The organism is Paenibacillus amylolyticus (assembly GCF_003719335.1).
Classification (GTDB): domain Bacteria; phylum Bacillota; class Bacilli; order Paenibacillales; family Paenibacillaceae; genus Paenibacillus; species Paenibacillus amylolyticus_D.
In genome coordinates this window covers 201,065-217,113 of record NZ_RIAS01000008.1, presented here as the reverse complement: position 1 = coordinate 217,113, position 16,049 = coordinate 201,065, and the positions used below count along the sequence as shown (strand labels likewise).

At 46.7% G+C, this 16,049-nt stretch carries 18 protein-coding genes; 12 read left to right on the top strand and 6 right to left on the bottom strand.

Features of this window, described 5'->3' with window-relative positions; translation table 11 throughout:
* Nucleotides 1–30: 30 nt before the first annotated feature.
* From EC604_RS16145 to EC604_RS16130, 4 genes are all read left to right on the top strand, one after another.
* The gene (locus EC604_RS16145) at nt 31–483 is read left to right on the top strand and encodes a GNAT family N-acetyltransferase (protein ID WP_123065137.1); all 453 of its coding nucleotides are present in this window, start codon (nt 31–33) and stop codon (nt 481–483) included.
* Nucleotides 480–929, top strand: a complete 450-nt coding sequence (locus EC604_RS16140) for a GNAT family N-acetyltransferase (RefSeq protein ID WP_123065136.1) — start codon at nt 480–482, stop codon at nt 927–929. Before EC604_RS16145 ends, EC604_RS16140 begins: the two co-directional genes overlap by 4 nt.
* 200 nt (nt 930–1,129) lie before the next feature.
* A complete protein-coding gene (locus EC604_RS16135; protein ID WP_123065135.1) occupies nt 1,130–2,350 on the top strand; it encodes an RtcB family protein in 1,221 nt (406 codons plus the stop codon).
* A gap of 77 nt (nt 2,351–2,427) precedes the next feature.
* Entirely contained in the window at nt 2,428–3,606 is a 1,179-nt protein-coding gene (locus EC604_RS16130) for a DUF4272 domain-containing protein (RefSeq protein WP_123065134.1), read from the top strand.
* Nucleotides 3,607–3,676: 70 nt separating this feature from the next.
* On the opposite strand, the gene EC604_RS16125 is transcribed toward EC604_RS16130, so the two are convergent.
* Nucleotides 3,677–3,952, bottom strand: coding sequence for a hypothetical protein (locus EC604_RS16125; RefSeq protein ID WP_123065133.1), 276 nt, complete (start codon nt 3,950–3,952; stop codon nt 3,677–3,679).
* A 374-nt stretch (nt 3,953–4,326) separates the two neighbouring features.
* On the opposite strand from EC604_RS16125, the gene EC604_RS16120 reads away from it, so the two are divergent.
* Complete coding sequence (locus EC604_RS16120; protein WP_240036932.1) at nt 4,327–4,686, top strand: hypothetical protein; 360 nt, start codon at nt 4,327–4,329, stop codon at nt 4,684–4,686.
* 264 nt (nt 4,687–4,950) lie between these two features.
* Here EC604_RS16120 and EC604_RS16115 read toward each other — a convergent pair whose 3' ends face one another.
* The 3 genes from EC604_RS16115 to EC604_RS16105 form a co-directional block, all read right to left on the bottom strand.
* Nucleotides 4,951–6,063, bottom strand: a complete 1,113-nt coding sequence (locus EC604_RS16115; RefSeq protein ID WP_123065131.1) for an MFS transporter — start codon at nt 6,061–6,063, stop codon at nt 4,951–4,953.
* An 89-nt stretch (nt 6,064–6,152) separates the two neighbouring features.
* Nucleotides 6,153–6,689: a TetR/AcrR family transcriptional regulator gene (locus EC604_RS16110; protein WP_240036930.1), complete on the bottom strand. Its 537-nt coding sequence runs from the start codon at nt 6,687–6,689 to the stop codon at nt 6,153–6,155.
* 81 nt (nt 6,690–6,770) lie between these two features.
* Nucleotides 6,771–7,541, bottom strand: coding sequence for a DeoR/GlpR family DNA-binding transcription regulator (locus tag EC604_RS16105; RefSeq protein ID WP_123065130.1), 771 nt, complete (start codon nt 7,539–7,541; stop codon nt 6,771–6,773).
* 398 nt (nt 7,542–7,939) lie between these two features.
* On the opposite strand from EC604_RS16105, the gene EC604_RS16100 reads away from it, so the two are divergent.
* The 5 genes from EC604_RS16100 to EC604_RS16080 all read left to right on the top strand — a co-directional run bounded on the left by EC604_RS16100 (nt 7,940) and on the right by EC604_RS16080 (nt 12,469).
* Nucleotides 7,940–8,899 (top strand): metallophosphoesterase family protein, encoded by a 960-nt coding sequence (locus EC604_RS16100; RefSeq protein ID WP_123065129.1) that lies wholly within the window; start codon nt 7,940–7,942, stop codon nt 8,897–8,899.
* A 77-nt stretch (nt 8,900–8,976) separates the two neighbouring features.
* A complete protein-coding gene (locus EC604_RS16095) occupies nt 8,977–9,834 on the top strand; it encodes an EamA family transporter (RefSeq protein ID WP_123065128.1) in 858 nt (285 codons plus the stop codon).
* A gap of 149 nt (nt 9,835–9,983) precedes the next feature.
* Nucleotides 9,984–10,829 carry an AraC family transcriptional regulator gene (locus EC604_RS16090; RefSeq protein ID WP_123065127.1) on the top strand — a complete coding sequence of 282 codons (846 nt, stop codon included), beginning with the start codon at nt 9,984–9,986 and terminating at the stop codon, nt 10,827–10,829.
* Nucleotides 10,830–11,137: 308 nt separating this feature from the next.
* Nucleotides 11,138–11,689 (top strand): nucleotidyltransferase family protein, encoded by a 552-nt coding sequence (locus tag EC604_RS16085; protein ID WP_240036928.1) that lies wholly within the window; start codon nt 11,138–11,140, stop codon nt 11,687–11,689.
* Between the two features lie 24 nt (nt 11,690–11,713).
* Nucleotides 11,714–12,469, top strand: coding sequence for a YdcF family protein (locus tag EC604_RS16080; RefSeq protein WP_205127935.1), 756 nt, complete (start codon nt 11,714–11,716; stop codon nt 12,467–12,469).
* 102 nt (nt 12,470–12,571) lie between these two features.
* Here the strand turns inward: EC604_RS16080 and EC604_RS16075 are convergent, their stop codons facing one another.
* Together EC604_RS16075 and EC604_RS16070 are read right to left on the bottom strand one after the other, a co-directional pair.
* On the bottom strand, nt 12,572–13,762 hold the full coding sequence (locus EC604_RS16075) for a M56 family metallopeptidase (RefSeq protein WP_123065126.1): 1,191 nt from the start codon (nt 13,760–13,762) through the stop codon (nt 12,572–12,574).
* 9 nt (nt 13,763–13,771) lie between these two features.
* Nucleotides 13,772–14,146, bottom strand: a complete 375-nt coding sequence (locus tag EC604_RS16070; protein WP_123065125.1) for a BlaI/MecI/CopY family transcriptional regulator — start codon at nt 14,144–14,146, stop codon at nt 13,772–13,774.
* Nucleotides 14,147–14,373: 227 nt separating this feature from the next.
* Between EC604_RS16070 and EC604_RS16065 the strand changes: the two genes are divergently transcribed.
* On the top strand, nt 14,374–14,904 hold the full coding sequence (locus tag EC604_RS16065; RefSeq protein ID WP_123065124.1) for a hypothetical protein: 531 nt from the start codon (nt 14,374–14,376) through the stop codon (nt 14,902–14,904).
* A 161-nt stretch (nt 14,905–15,065) separates the two neighbouring features.
* A complete protein-coding gene (locus EC604_RS16060) occupies nt 15,066–15,959 on the top strand; it encodes a TIGR01777 family oxidoreductase (RefSeq protein ID WP_123065123.1) in 894 nt (297 codons plus the stop codon).
* Nucleotides 15,960–16,049 lie beyond the last annotated feature (90 nt).

The following is a 16,049-nucleotide window of genomic DNA, read 5'->3' as shown; positions in this document are numbered from 1 at the left end:
TTGATTTAGAACCGAGAAGGGAGTGCAGGTATGCCACATACCAACATTACACCAAGTACCAAATCAGATTCCGAATATGTCCGTCAACAATTAGTCGCCTACAATGCGGCACATGTGAGTGAGGCTTTGAGGAACAGATACGAGGAACTCCATTTTCATATTCGAAACGAGGCAGGTCAGATTGTAGCAGGGGTACTGAGCACATTATGCTGGAACTGGGTCGAGCTAGATATTTTGTGGGTTGATGCCAAAGAGAGACACAAAGGGTATGGAACGAAACTGCTACAGGAGATAGAGCGTTTGGCCCGGGAGAAGGGGTGTGATTTCATTATGCTGAATACGTTCTCCTACCAGGCCCCCGAATTTTACCAAAAACACGGGTACGAGCTGATGACGATGATCGAGAATGCACCTACAGGACACCAACATTACTATTTCAAGAAAGATCTCATCAGGTCAGAAGGAGAAGAGGCGTTACGATGATTACGATTAAACAAATTGAACCGCAGGATTTAACTGCGTTAAACCAGCTGTATCATGAATTGATGGGCACACCTCTCAATGAACAGCAGATGAATGCACAGCAAATGCAAAAGACGTTTCAACAAATGAAGAAACAGGGTCACTACTATGTGCTTGGAGCCTATGATCAGGATAAACTTGTTGGATCGGTTATGGGGGTTGAATGCATGGATCTGATGGGTTCTTGCGAGCCATTTATGGTCGTTGAAAATGTCATTGTCTCCGAACGGATTCGCAGGCAGGGCGTTGGACAGAAGCTCATGCTTAAGATCGAACATATTGCCAAAGATCTAGGATGTGCGTACATCATTCTGGTGTCTGGGGATCAACGCAAGGAAGCCCATCGATTTTATGAGAAACTGGGCTTTAAAGACGAGAAGGTTCAAGGCTACCGAAAACATTTATAAACGGCAGTATGTTTTCGATGACACGGTAAAGAGGGAGTGAGCCCTTAGCGGACGCTCTCTTTTTCTATGTGAGCGAACGGAAGAGTGAAAGCACTGTACAGCAATATGGCATATCCCGATACCTATACAATTGTAGCGTTTCGAGCGGGGTGGATCTTTGTTAAACTTAGGAAAAAAGAATACATAGGAGGTTACGGAATATGCGTATCGTGGATAACATCAAAGTCTGGGGGGAGCCGCTGGAGAATGCCGTCAGTCAAGCAGTGACTTGTTCGAAATATGGAGACGTGCTGGGTGTGGCCTTAATGGCCGATCATCACAAGGGATATTCGCAGCCGATTGGCGGAGTGGTTGCTTATCGCAACACGATCAGTCCCTCAGGAGTGGGGTACGATATTGCCTGCGGCAACAAAGCTGTGCGCACCAACCTGATATGGAATGATATACGTGACCGGATTGCGGTCATTATGGATGATATCAATGCAACAATCTCATTCGGCGTAGGCCGGAACAATAAAGCTCCAGTGGAACATGAACTGTTTGACGATCCGAACTGGAACCTCTTTGATGCCATTGAAGGCGGATTGCAACAAAAGTTGAAGACATTGGCGCGGAATCAACTCGGAACCGTTGGCAGCGGCAATCATTTTGTCGATATTTTTGTGGAAGAGCAAACGGGCAAGGTATGGATTGCCAATCATTTTGGCAGCCGTGGTTTTGGGCATAAGGTGGCGAGTGGATTCCTTAATCTGGCGGCTGGACGAGAGTTCAGTGGCAAAGCACCGGGTGAATCAATGGATCAGCCGCCAACCCTGTTTGACCTGAACAGTGAAATGGGTGATATGTATTGGGCAGGTATGACACTGGCGGGTCGTTATGCCTATGCTGGGCGGGATTACGTGATAGAGCAGGTGCTGGGTATCCTTGGAGCGAGTGCTGAATATGCCGTACATAATCATCATAACTTTGCGTGGAAAGAGCAGCATAGGGGCGAGGAAGTCGTCGTTGTTCGTAAAGGAGCCACACCGCTGGCACCGGGACAGCTTGGCTTTGTTGGCGGAAGTATGGGGGATATTTCGGTCATTGTAGAAGGCATCCATAGTGAGGAGAATACCGAGTCCTTCCGCAGTACGGTTCACGGGGCAGGACGAATCATGAGTCGTACACAGGCGGCAGGTAAGATGAATTACAAACTTCGCACGCGTATGGGCGGCGAAATTAGTGAAGAGCAGATGCAAGCCGCGATTCGTGCTTATGGTGTGGAGCTCCGTGGAGCTGGCACGGATGAGAGCCCATTTGTCTACAAAAAATTGCAAGACGTGTTACATGCACATGCGAATACGCTGAAAATCAATCATGTCCTACGCCCGGTAGGCGTAGCGATGGCTGGTGGAAATGAGTTTGATCCCTACAAGGATTAATCAAGGGTCAGTCCGGGGATACCCCATCATTTTTAAAGATTAAAATTTCAGAAGTAAGAAGGAGGCCAAACACCATCATGAGAAACTGCGCGATATATAGCTCCCAGTTTGACCTGGATCAGTTATATGAAATTATTCGATCCATCTATCCTGGTGCCGCCATCCAGCGGAGAGAAAACCATACCCACATACAGGTGATTCAGAAGAAATGGTTTAGCAAGAAAACAAAGGGCTTCAACATCATGACCAGCCAGACGCATCCCGAGGAGTTCGGCACGATGATTCAAGGTATGCTTGGTTTTCTGAGTCAGATCGAAGGGCGTAATGCTGCGCTTCAGGAAAAGGTACTGATTAAATGCTCCACCCTGAACATGGTGATTGGCATCGAGACAGAGGAAGATATCTCGGAAGAGTTCTTTAACGAGTTATTACAACTGGCTGAAGCACTGGATGCCGTCATTTTCTGGGGAGGTGGCTCCCTGCTGAATGCTCAGGGTCAGCTGCTTCTGGATGTAAACGGAGAATCCGAAGTAGAGGATTACACGGTAACTGCACACACCAGTTATCTGGATGACACTCGTCCGCCCTCAGCGGATGCTGTGGAGCGCAAGGCACGTTCCGAACAGCGATTAGCGGCACAAGGGGTTCCGTATAATGCCAATCTGCCAGCAAGAGCAGGTGAGCAGGACACGACGATTCGAACGAAGGAAGAGGTTGCGAAGCGTGCTGTAGCTCTCTGTATAGCCGCCCTAAAAGGTGAGTGCCTTGGAGCAGGTGAAAGTGACGATGACACCGCGGCGCTTGTGCAGGAAGTCATCGACAAGTATGATGCGTCCGCCTTCTTTTCTCCGGATGAAAAGTCTTTTCTGGATCAGCAGGGAGCACAGCAGCAAGAGGTCATTCGTTTCTCTTGGGGATATGAGGCATACCACGTCATGCTGTGGGCGCTAGGGTACGCGGAGGAATTGAATCCACCTACAGAGCTGTGCAACGTAAGTAAGGATGTTGGTTATTTACAGCAAAAGGACAGCTTTGCGGCGTTTTTATCGGATGCCACTATTCGCAGCAAAGGTGAAATTTTGGACGAGGCCGACTTGATCTATCGGTACAACTGGGTCTGTGTAAACAGTAGAATTAAAGAGGAATTGCCGCCTGCAGGTTTAAATCCCGGTGTAGCTTATGAGCGGCATCGTGCCCTTAACTGGCTTATCTGTTATCTCGATCAAGCATGGGACGAGGTACGTACGGATACGTAAATAAGATTAAATGGAAAAGAGCCACCGACTAGATTTTTTAATCTGATCGGTGGCTCTTAGCTATGTTCTATTAGATAGATGAGGTTGCTGAGGGAGAAACCATTGCTTGAATTGCAGGAAACATGTTTTCGCTGCTCGTAAACAAAATGTATGATTGATTCGTGGTACGGATTAGAATCCTCTCGGTTGAACGTGCATAACCGATCCGGACAGCTGAAGGCTCACTTCCTCCATAGGTGTTATCTAAAGTTACAGATGTGATTTGTGAAATGGGGATTTCAATCCTGGAAAACTGCCAGCGTATGAGCAGTTGATCATCTATTTGTTTTACGCTTACATCAAACATTGGATGACCTCCTTCTTTTGTACAAATCAAATGATTGGACTAACAGGGTGGGGAAATATTCTTACGTATACGGTAGTTCCATTTTATCATTTTTGGCTAAAAGTTCCTAATTAATAAAGATGAACACGACTAAAAATCTCAACATAAGGTATGATGTTGAGTAGAATCAATTCAATGTTTTGTAAGGAGATGAGTTGCATAAAAAACTTAATGGATACCATTATTTTGAGAAAAATGTAGGCCCGTTCCGTAATCTCTCAAGCCTGTCTCAGAGAGAGGCTGAAGCAGTTTCACAACAGATTCGGCAGGAAGGCCGAGTTTTTGCCGCTAAGCGGTCATCCGACTACATAACAATAAGGAGACGCCTTGAGCATATGGCATATGAGAAATTCATAGCTAAGGGAGGAAAGCCGGCACAAGACTATCCCCATTATCTAACGCTCGGTGTATGTCCCTGGCTAGAATCATGGTATCAGGAGCCGGATCACATCATCGTTCCATGGGAGGAATTACCCGCAGAAGTTGTAAGCTTCACCTACGGTGATCTCTTCCCAACGATGCGTTATGAAGACGATAAATCTTATCGCAAGCAGGTTTATACCAAAGACGAAATAGATGAACTGATTCAGACCTATGGTTTGCCACAGGATTGGAATCGGACCGGCAAACAGGGTCCCGAACGATATATTGAGGTTCAGGTCTGGGACAATGAGGTCATAAGGGCATATCGGTAGATCTACTCATTGCGAATCCTCATTTGCGGTTGGTCAGGGCAGGGCGTAGCTTCCCTTTGAATTAGTCAAAGGTGGAGAGCGATGGAAGCTAGCTCGTTATTTTGGTGCGGCCAGTTCCGAAGAGATTTAAGCCTATTGTAGCCTAATCTCCGCTCGGAACAGGAACCAAAGTTACATTAAACGGTGTAAGTCTGCAACCATGCTTCTACGGAAATATGTTGCAAGTATAATGATGCGCTGTCTTCCGACAGCTTTGGAGACGGCTCAGGCCGGTTTCACGCGAAGGAATAGTCCCAGCAAACCGAGTATAGCAAACGCCATAAAAGCTGTCGTGCTGGAAAATACCTCGATAGTATATCCCGCCATAAATGATCCTAAGAATTGGCCCACGCCCAGGGCGAGAAATGCAAGACTAATGCCGATGGAGACATTTGGTTGGAACAGTCTCGTTGCCCATACAATGAAAACACTTGTGAGAAAAATGTACGTGCTGCCGAACAGGACGGCTGAAACCATACTTGATGTCATCGAAGGCAGGACAATAACGCCAAGCGAGATCGATAACAACAGAATGCCTATACGATAGGACCAACCTAACTCAATCCGTTCTATGATCCGACCTGCACTTCCGCCAAGTATGCCTGTCACGCCCATAACAATCCAGAACAAGACGGCTTCCGAATCGGAGGCCCCTTTCTCGTCCGTTAGAAAGTTTCGGGCGAAAGTCCAATAGATCGCAGAGCTTGCGCCTGTTAACATACAAGCCATAAGCAAAGCCGATCCTGGTCTGGTGGGTCTCATGCAAGACCAGATGGACTTCGTACAAGGGAGTGCTTTGGAAGCGGGAATCGCATGTCGGTTCCATAGCAATACGGTTATTCCGATGAGGGCGAACAGAATATAACTTAAACGCCAGTAATCGGTGAATAGCAAGTAGAGTGGACCGGAGACGATAATGCCAAAGCTGGTGCCTGTATTGATCCAGCTGTTCCCTCTGGCGTGCAGGTTTGGTGCGAGTTCTGCACTTACTGCATTCCCGAGGGCTGGAGACGCCCATCCTGTGCTGAGTCCGGCAAGAAAAACACCGGCCGCAAGTAGCCAAGTATCGTGTGCCAGTCCGATGCCTATCAAGCCAAGAATAGCGCTGATTCCAGCAAGTTGAATGACATAATGGTGCCCTTTGTGATTAATGATAAGCGGCGCAGTCAGAAGGGCAAGACAATAAGCAATATAGGTTGCCGAGTTAATGGTCCCGGATGCCGATTCGGATAATTGTAAAGCCTCGGAGATTTCTGGCATAAACAGTCCGTAACTGAAACGCCCAAAAGCATAACATACTGCGATCAGGGCAACGCCAGGAAGGACTATCTTTTTCATTCAATTTCACCGCCTTTTTTAGATAGAACGATCATTATATTTCTTGTGAAAATAAAAAAGTGAGTTGAAATATGAACTCACCCTTTGTGTTATGATTTGAAACTATTTTGAGTCATGTGAATCAGTTCCCGGCAGACCTCTTTTACATTTTGCGTTTCCGCCAGAGCCGTCGAACCCTCTAACAACAGCATAAATTGCATGATGCTCCGATCATTTGCTTCGGGATCACTTTTTTTTATCAGGGTTATGAGGTGTTTTTTGTGCCCATTAACGGTTTGTACAATAATATGGTTTGGATCAGCCCCGAATTCTTCCTTCGCTCGTAAAAAAAGACATCCCCTGGCTTCATGCTCCATCAGCCACTTGGCATGACCCTCAGCCAGATTGAGGAAGACGGACTGTGCCTTGTTATCTGCATACAAACGCAGTTGCTCCAGATAGCGCTGTTCGCGGCGCAGAAGCACCTCGACAATCAGGTCTTCCTTGGACGCAAAGTGATTGTATAACGTCATGATGGCCACGTCAGCATCGGTAATGATCCGTTTTAAGCCAATGGCATGAAAGCCATGCAGATAGAACAGGTGCTCGGACACGTTCAGAAGCATTTCCTTTTTGCTGCTCATCATCGCTAGGCCACTCCTTTCACCCATTTTTTAGTAAAAATAGAATGAGCATTATATCCAAAATATAGAACATGCATATCCATGTCAATCCGAAACGACCGTTTCAATCTCCAGCCGCCCAAAGTTTTCAATCCATTCGGCAGGGCAGCTAGAGTCCGTAATCACCATGGATATGTGCTCGGTAGGTGCAATTCTGGCAAACGTGGAGCGTCCAAACTTGGTATGATCCGCCACCAGGATGGCTTCCTCGGCTCGTTCCATCATTTTACGCGAGATCAGGGCTTCCTCCAGTACATAATCCGTAATTCCATCGGTGAAGGAAACACCTCCAGCCGAAATGAACGCTTTATTCACTTTGAACTGGTCAAGTATCTCATGTGCTCCAGGCCCAGTGGCGGCTTGAACAGCAGTGTGGATCTCACCTCCGGCAAAAATGATTTTACCTGCAAAAGATTCGAGGGCAACAGTCAGGATCGGGACCGAATTCGTAATCACCGTTACGTGGGAGCGATGCTTCAATTGACGCATAATTTCGAGTGTCGTTGTGCCGTTGTCCAGCATGATGGTTTCGCCGTCTTCAATCAAGGAAGCTGCCGCGGCAGCAATAGCCTGCTTTTCTTGAACTTGCAGCTGTGAGCGCTTTTGGAAGGGCGCTTCAATCATACCTGAGCGGACACGTACAGCGCCCCCGTACACTTTACGCAACTCACCTTCCTTCTCCAGCCGATCCAGATCCCGCCTTATGGTTTCTGTGGACACCTGAAATAGCTGAGCCAACGTTTGTACCTGAACTTTGCCCTGTGTGGCAAGCTGGGCAAGGATCGTATGTTTACGCTCTTCATATGTTAATGACATTCCAATTCCGCCTCCGTATGTTCTATATATAGAAGTTTGGTCTTTGTGTGGATTGTTGTTGTTTTTAATAGTTTAAGTTGGTGAAAACCACTTGTCAATTTCATTTGGTAAATATGAATATTTAGATATCAAGGAAGTGTTGACAGACGATAGATGTGGCGATATCATCATATGAAACAACTAAAAACCACAACAAACCACATCTAAAATAGAAGTGAACTCAACTTGCCGAGCTATGACGGGTTTTACTGGTGCAGACAGATTCGGACGATGTTTCAATAGTTATTCCAAGCACTAATCAGCAATACATATAACCAATAGACCAAACTGCATGAATGAAATGATGCGTATTGCTCGCTTTCAACGCGTATTCATGTGGTATTCGGGAGGACAACACAGTGAAACGACCGCTTGCTTTTCGCGAAAATGGAACCTTTACCATCGTACAATTTACCGATTTACACTGGAAAGACGGGCGGCCTGAAGATCTGCGAAGCCGGCGGATGATGCAATCTATCATCGAACTGGAACAGCCGGATCTGGTTATTTTCACAGGAGATGTGATCTACACCGGGCCTGTCGATTCGGGAAATCAAGCGTGTGAGCATCCGGAGCAGGCTTTTCGTGATGCTGTCTCGGCAGTGGAGATGTGTGGGATTCCATGGGCTTTTGTGTTTGGCAATCATGATGCCGAGCAACGAATTACTCCAGCAGAGCTTATGCACGTTGTTCAGAAGCATGCGCATAGTGTGACGGAAGCGGGGCCGCGTGATATTGCAGGGTTGGGCAATTACACGCTGGAAATTGCCGGAGCGAATGGACTTCCGGCAGCGGTGTTGTATCTGCTCGATTCCGGGAGTTATTCGACCGTGGAATCGATCCCCGGTTATGGCTGGATTCAGCAGAGTCAGCTCCGGTGGCTGATGGACGAATCCACACGCGTTAATCCCGGCCGCAGTCGCGGGGATAAGCTGCCAGCCTTGGCGTTTTTCCATATCCCGATTCCGGAATATCAACTGATGTGGGACAGTCAAATTTGCTATGGCAACAAATATGAACCTGTCTGCTGTGCACAAATCAATTCGGGGTTGTTTGCTGCGCTGCTGGAGATGGGGGATGTAATGGGGACGTTCTGCGGACACGATCATGTGAATGATTTTCACGGCCAGTACCAAGGGATACGTCTTTGTTACGGGCGTTCGAGTGGCCACAGTACCTATGGAAGGGAAGGGATGTTGCGCGGAGGACGTGTCATTCAGATGTGTGAAGGTGAACGGGAGTTTGATACCTGGCTTCGTCTGGAAGATGGATCGGTGGTGAGGGAACAGCCGGAGCACCAACCGGAGATTGTGACGTAAGGTATTCTAGAGTGTGCTAGAGTGTGGCAAAGAAACAGAAAGCATAAGCAAGGAAAACAGAGAGGAACGTATACAGGATGATTTTACCGTTAATTCTGGTGCTTGCTTCAGGAATGGCACATGCCGTCTGGAGTATGTTTACGAAACGAAGTTTGAACAAAAGTGTTTTTCTATGGTCGATTATGATGATTCCCACCGTATTGCTGCTGCCTGTGCTGGTGGTAGAATTGTCTCGTGATTCGTTACCCGTGTCAGCTTATGCACTGTTGATCGTGTCGATGGCACTGCAGGCGTTATATTCCTGGCTGTTGTCTCAGACGTATGAGCTTGGCGACCTGTCTCAGATCTATCCGATTATGCGGGGTACAAGCACGTTGCTGGTGCCGTTGATCGGGGTTGCTTTTCTTGGAGAAAGGTTGTCGGGATTCGGATGGATAGGCATTGCCTGTATGATTGTTGGTTTCGTCGTTCTTAGCGGTGTGGGGAGCAGGAAGGGACAAGCAGGCTCTGGAGTGAAGGGGGCGAAACCGGTTTGGATGGCCTTGTGTGTGGGATTATGTACGACGAGTTATGTATTTGTGGACAAATTAAATTTGCAGCATATTTCGCCCGTGGCGTTGCTTGAGGTTACGAATATTGGTTTTGTGGCTGGATTAACGCCAGCGCTACTTGCTTCAGGCGGTTTGCGTCGGGAGTGGAAGGTCAATCGTTTGACGATTTTGCTTGGAGCTTTGCTGAATCCGGGATCATATCTGCTCTTTCTATTTGCACTGGAACAGGCTCCGATGGCCAGATTGGGCCCGCTTCGGGAAGTGGGAACGGTATTCGCGGCTTTTCTGGGGATATGGTTATTAAAAGAACAGCAGGGCATGAAACGTATTCTCTGTTCCATCGTTATATTTGGCGGCATCTTGCTGATTGGTATGTGGGGATAGGGTAGAATTCGGAAGCTAGAGTTGGAGCGCGTGAAACGGAGATTGGACAACAGACAATCGGCAAAAAGACATCGGTCATAAGAAAGCACAAAATGACAGGCTTCTATACCCTTCTTCGTGTATCATGATGAGCAAGGAGTGATTAGCACATGAAATGGATTGAAGCGATCCAGAAGTCAATACAATATATAGAAGAACATTTGTTAGATCCGATGACTGTGGAACAGATTGCAGCGCACGCGCATATGTCGGCATTTCATTTTCAACGTATCTTTGGTTTGATGACCGACGTTACCGTGGCGGAGTACATCCGGCGCAGAAGATTAACCTTGGCGGCACATGAACTGTTGCAAGGAGAACGTAAAATCATGGATTTGGCAATGAAGTATGGATATGATACACCTGAATCATTTTCGAAAGCATTCCGAAGACAACATGGTGTAACGCCAAGTGAAACTCGAAAGTCAGGTGCTTCAGTTCAGTCGTATAATCGCCTCGTTATTCAAGTCAGTTTACAAGGAGCGGAGCCAATGAAGCATCATATTGTCGAGAAAGAGCCATTTTCCATTACAGGTATCAGTCAACGATTTTCATATGTGGATGGGCAACATTTGCAGGGGATCGGTAACATGTGGGAGGAAGCCTACAGCAGCGGTACAGAGGATCGGATAGCTGCATTGAATAATGGGGTTATTCCAGGTTTGCTAGGCGTGTGTGTGGATCAGGGAGAGTTAGAGGACAAACAGATGGAGTACTGGATTGCAACAACGTATGATGGGGAGCAGCCAGAAGGATTATCAATGTTAACGTTCCCGGCCAGCAAATGGGTTGTGTTTGAGGTGGAGGAACCCATGCCTCAGGGAATGCAAAAGCTGTGGAAACGGATTGTAGGTGAATGGTTCCCTTCAAATGCATACGAACATGCTTGGCTACCCGAACTTGAGGTCTATCGAGGGACGGGACACTCGCCTCAAATTTGGATACCGATTAAATAGCTGGATAGCAAGCATCAAATATTTGGATAGTAAGTATTAAATATCTTCACCAAGGAATATCGATCACATGACATCACAACTCCGCTCAGGAACCGTGATTTTCAGGGGTGCATTTATTTCGAATGTACTTGAAAATGACGACTTGAGGGGAGTTGTTTATTTTATTCCAGGGTTCGAAACATGTTATATTGAAAGATAGTAGTCTCTTTTTATTACTCAGAACCCAACGACCTATATAAGTTGAACTGTTTTTTACACTTTAAAGGGAACGAAGATATCGGTTTTGAATAGGCCAAGGAGGAGTTGCTGTGCAATACGAAGAACAGCTTGTTAGAGCCCTACGAGAACATGAGCAGATCATGCAGGATCTGCGGCTTGTGCGTTCGCTAGAGTTGCCTGATTGTTACATCGGTGCGGGTTATATTCGCAATTACATATGGGATGATCTTCATGGATTTACCAGACGGGAGCTGCATAGCGATATTGATGTTGTCTATTTTGATGCTGCCGATCTTCGAGAGGAACGGGATTACGAACTTGAGCAGGAGCTATGTACTGCAACAGGTAACACGAAATGGTCGGTTAAAAATCAGGCCAGGATGCACCTGCGCAACGGAGACATGCCGTATCACTCGACTGAAGATGCATTGCGCGTTTGGCCTGAGCAAGTAACTGCCATCGGTGTACAATTACATGAGGGCGATCAAATGAAGATATGTGCCCCTTACGGGCTGGAGGATCTGTATGCATTAGTTGTGCGCAAAAGCCCGGCGTTTCTGGATGCGGCCTACTATAACGAGCGTGTGTGCAAAAAGAATTGGCAACAGCACTGGCCCAAGCTCACGATTGTAAGGGCATAATATAACAAGTGTGGATGTCTATGTATGGGAAGGAGTGTTGCTGTACTGATACAGAAATTTTTACGGGATAAAGGATATATTTTGGATCTGATCCTGCTAGCGTGTTTGGTTTTCTTTCTGATCTTTTGGGGCTGGAACTTTGCCGTGAAATTTTTTACTCTCCTCGCGGCTACCTTTATCATATTAAGACGGATTGATTATGAGAAACACATCTGGCTGAAACGTGTGTTGTTGATCGTTTTCGGTATTGGTGCCGTTTCCTTTATCATTATTGAAGCCCTGGTATTTACCCAGCTTGGTTCGAAGGAGGAGGAGCGAGCGGACTATGTCATCATACTTGGGTCGGGCATCAAGGGAACCGAATTGTCACTAACCTTGAAACAAAGGTTGGATGCCAGTCTGGATTATATTCGCAGTCACCCACTGACGCCAGTCATTGTATCTGGTGGACAGGGGCCAGGTGAATCCATTCCTGAGGCGCTGGCGATGAAAAATTATTTGGTGGATCAGGGTATTGCCCCCGCTCAGATCATCATGGAAGATCGCTCGACAAGTACGCAGGAAAATTTGGCTTTTTCTAAAAAAATCATTCTGGCTTCCGGGCTGGAACATCCCAAAATTATGATTGTCACGAGTGACTACCATATGTTCAGAGCGAAATATATTGCGGCCAAAAACGGCTACGCTGCAGAATACGGCATATCCGCTCCTTCACCAGGGTATTTAAAGCCGATTAATATGATTCGTGAATATTTTGGCACTGTGAAGGCATTTTTATAGTTAAACGAGAAAACGAGAAACAGGACGAAGCGGAATGAAACTGCTTTGTCCTGTTTTTTGCTTTTTATGGTGAGCACTACATTAAATATGGGTGGACAAGACTCATTTTTCTGCAGTATCGCTAGAAGCTCTAAGCTCAGTTGCTCTGGACTCGGCCGCTGGAACGGTAGCCGCCCTGGAGTTGTCAGGTACAGTTACGGCTCCAGAGACTTCCTCTCGAGGTGTAGAAGCACTAGGTTCAGTGGCTCGACTGGCAGTCTCTCTGGAGTAGTCAGGTACAATTATGGCTTCAGTGGCCCCTCGCTCTACTTTGGGCATATGGCTCGATGCCCATACAGCTGTAGACGTACTTGCTACAGCAATTAAACATACGGATGCGATCGTTATGATCCAATGTTTCTTTTTCATTTTTTTGACATCAAACACCATCGTAAGTCTCCTTTTTAATTGTTTTCCCTCCCCTGAAAGGGATGAGCAAAATTGCACAGGCAAGCTTCGCGCTCCTGCGGTGACGTTTAAAATGGTTTCACCATAACGCTTGCGATCTTCAATGGACATATCCTGGACAACCTTTTCATCACAAGAAAATTCACTCCATGTGTGAATCTCTTGGCGAAGGAGGTGAACAAGAGGATTGAACCAGTGCAAAGCGCTGACCGCTAGAGTGAGTGCCTTGATCCACAGGTCTTTATGTTTAAGGTGAGTTAATTCATGATGATAGACGAGACTCATATTCAAGTAAGTTGTACCCGCTTGAGGTAAATAAATCGTAGGTTTAGTTAAACCGACCAGTACGGGACTTCGTAACATTGGACTATATGCCAGGTTGACATGCTGGTGAATACCTAGCTTTTCTTTCATGATGGGGAGCAGTAAGGCGGCCTCACTATTTTCTTTTACCTCGGTTTGTGTACGTTTCAACGCATGCGTGAATTTGCAGTAACAATAGATCTGCCACGTTGAATATACGAGAACACCCGAACCCCAAGCACTGAGCAAAATATAGGCCGACGCAGAAGATATCGTCCATTCTGGGGTAAGCACTCCTCCAAGCATGCCATGCAAGAAGTCAGATTGTTCAAGGTTTTGGTTTGAAGCTTGAAACAGGCTGGAGAACCATGTCATTCCGAACGATAGGGGCAGTACATAAAAAACGAAAGCCATTTTACTCAGCCCGTAACGCCAGGAAGCGGGGAAAAGATGGACAGACAAAAAGCGCAAGGCAAGAATGCAAGCTGCAGCAATGCTTCCGGCCACCGTCAACGTTACTAGCAGATCAATAAAAAGATTCATGTGCGCCACCTACTTTTCCGACAGCCATTGTTTTAGTTCGGCAATGTCTTCTTCTGAAAGCTTATCCCCGTCATACATAGCTGAAACGAGATTTTTAACCGAGCCTTGATAGAGGCCGTCGAGTACTGTTTTGGTTTTCTGAAGTTTGTAGTCTTCTGGCAGTAAAAGAGGCTCATAGTAGTTGGTTCGGCCCTGTCTTGTAACAGTGAGCGCTCCTTTATCCACGAGTCTGGATAGGAACGTCGAAATGGTCTGTGCCTTCCACGCTTTTCCCTTTTCCTTAAACATGTCTAACAGTTCGGAAGAAGTGACCGGAGGAGTACAAGACCAGATCGCCTCCATCAGTTCCAACTCGGTTTCGGACCATTTTTGAGTTTGGTGCACCAAAGAAGCACTCCTTTACAACGTTATGCGTCCATAACGACATTTTTATTACTACACTACGTAGTACATATAAACTACTACAACGTGTAGTAGTTAGTCAAGCGCCGTGTGTGAGAACCTCGATTCTTCCTTTGTATCTTCAGAGGATTCTTCTTCTGAATGCCAAATTCAACGAAGAAAAGCGTGTTATACTATAGGTCAACAATAGATGACCGAAACAGGAGTGAATGATCATTACAGCTTATCAATTACCTGCTCTAGAGGAGCAAAATATCATCTCATCAAATGAGTTGCAAGACATTATTCGCATGCTCGCCCATGCGCCTTTACTGTATGATGATGGTCAGCATATTCAGGTTCAGGATTACCTTGAAGGGCTGGAAGTGGAGCTGACACATGATATCCGTCGTGCTGCAATCGAATTGTACGAACTGGGCATCATGGCTTGCCGCCAATTCACGGATGTACTCGCATATGAGCAACTGCAGGATGTGCTTGGTCTGCAGGCTGAGTTGTGGCAGGAAGGTGTACTTACACTGCAAGACTGGATGAATTGGCTAAAAGAAATTGGCGAAGGGCGGCGAACTTTGCCTGAGTATGATTTTGCATCCATATTGGGTGAACTCCCCGAAGGGTATATGATTCATGATTTTCATGATGAACTACAGGTTCGACTAGAGCAGGATGCATCGAATGCTTGGGCGAACGAAGAGCGAAGTAGGTTATATACAGCGATTGGCGTGCAAGAAGCAGTCTGAGCGGACGGTTCGAATGGAAGTGGAGCTTTTTAAGCTCCGATGGGCGTCTCTCCACATTCAAATGGAATCAATATCAAACGAAACGGTCTTCCATGTTGTTTAGTCTGATATGAATGCACTGCATAGATGGCATGATCCATCTGCGGAAATGAGGGGATACCGTGAAAAAGGTTGTACTTGCTGGTGGAACGGGATTTGTCGGTCAGGATTTTACAGTCCGGTTTAAAAAGCTGGGATACGATGTGCTGGTCATCTCACGCCAGTCTGGACACATCTCTTGGGAAGATCGTGCAGCCATCATTGAAGCACTTGAAGGCGCGGAGATGCTGATAAATCTGGCTGGTAAATCGGTGAATTGCCGTTATACAGATGAGAATCGTAAAATCATTTTGGATTCCAGAACTGAAACCACACACATTCTCGGTGAAGCAGTATTATCATGTGTGCATCCGCCCGAATTGTGGATTAACTCCAGTACGGCAACCATCTATAGACATGCGGAAGATCGTCCAATGACGGAACAAGATGGAGAGGTTGGCTCGGGTTTCTCTGTGGAGGTCGCCAAGGCATGGGAGAAGGCATTCTTCGGAGTTGAGTTGCCATCTACACGTCAAATTGCATTACGCATTGCGATTGTGCTTGGGGAAGGCGGGGTGATGGAACCGCTGACGAATCTGGTTCGATTTGGCCTGGGTGGAGCCCAGGGAGCAGGAACCCAAAAATTTAGCTGGATTCATATGGAGGACTTGTTCCGCATGGTGATGTTTGTACAGGAGCATTCGGAGCTGGAAGGTGTCTATAATGCTTCATCTCCTCATCCAGTGACTAATCGTGAGCTGATGGCAAGCCTTAGGAAGCAGATGGGGGCACGTATTGGACTTCCGTCCCCGCGCTGGATGCTTGAGCTTGGAGCTATATTTATCCGCACGGAAACGGAACTGGTACTCAAGAGCCGCTGGGTTATTCCCGACAGAATCGAAAAGGCAGGTTTTACGTTCACTTATGCTTCGTTGGATGCGGCACTCGCTGATCTCCTCAAGCCCAGTAACGGGTAGCAGGTAGCAGACATAGATGTCCACCTATCCAGACTGTGAACAGCATGTGCAGGAATAGATAATATGTGAATGGGAGGGCAGAGCAATCTG

Excerpts from the sequence above, each read along its gene's own strand:
- EC604_RS16145 (WP_123065137.1), top strand. The coding sequence starts at position 31 with ATGCCACATACCAACATTACACCAAGTACCAAATCAGATTCCGAATAT.
- EC604_RS16140 (WP_123065136.1), top strand. The coding sequence starts at position 480 with ATGATTACGATTAAACAAATTGAACCGCAGGATTTAACTGCGTTAAAC.
- EC604_RS16135 (WP_123065135.1), top strand. The coding sequence starts at position 1,130 with ATGCGTATCGTGGATAACATCAAAGTCTGGGGGGAGCCGCTGGAGAAT.
- EC604_RS16130 (WP_123065134.1), top strand. The coding sequence starts at position 2,428 with ATGAGAAACTGCGCGATATATAGCTCCCAGTTTGACCTGGATCAGTTA.
- EC604_RS16125 (WP_123065133.1), bottom strand. The coding sequence starts at position 3,952 with ATGTTTGATGTAAGCGTAAAACAAATAGATGATCAACTGCTCATACGC.
- EC604_RS16120 (WP_240036932.1), top strand. The coding sequence starts at position 4,327 with ATGGCATATGAGAAATTCATAGCTAAGGGAGGAAAGCCGGCACAAGAC.
- EC604_RS16115 (WP_123065131.1), bottom strand. The coding sequence starts at position 6,063 with ATGAAAAAGATAGTCCTTCCTGGCGTTGCCCTGATCGCAGTATGTTAT.
- EC604_RS16110 (WP_240036930.1), bottom strand. The coding sequence starts at position 6,689 with ATGATGAGCAGCAAAAAGGAAATGCTTCTGAACGTGTCCGAGCACCTG.
- EC604_RS16105 (WP_123065130.1), bottom strand. The coding sequence starts at position 7,541 with ATGTCATTAACATATGAAGAGCGTAAACATACGATCCTTGCCCAGCTT.
- EC604_RS16095 (WP_123065128.1), top strand. The coding sequence starts at position 8,977 with ATGATTTTACCGTTAATTCTGGTGCTTGCTTCAGGAATGGCACATGCC.
- EC604_RS16090 (WP_123065127.1), top strand. The coding sequence starts at position 9,984 with ATGAAATGGATTGAAGCGATCCAGAAGTCAATACAATATATAGAAGAA.
- EC604_RS16080 (WP_205127935.1), top strand. The coding sequence starts at position 11,714 with ATGGGAAGGAGTGTTGCTGTACTGATACAGAAATTTTTACGGGATAAA.
- EC604_RS16075 (WP_123065126.1), bottom strand. The coding sequence starts at position 13,762 with ATGAATCTTTTTATTGATCTGCTAGTAACGTTGACGGTGGCCGGAAGC.
- EC604_RS16065 (WP_123065124.1), top strand. The coding sequence starts at position 14,374 with ATGATCATTACAGCTTATCAATTACCTGCTCTAGAGGAGCAAAATATC.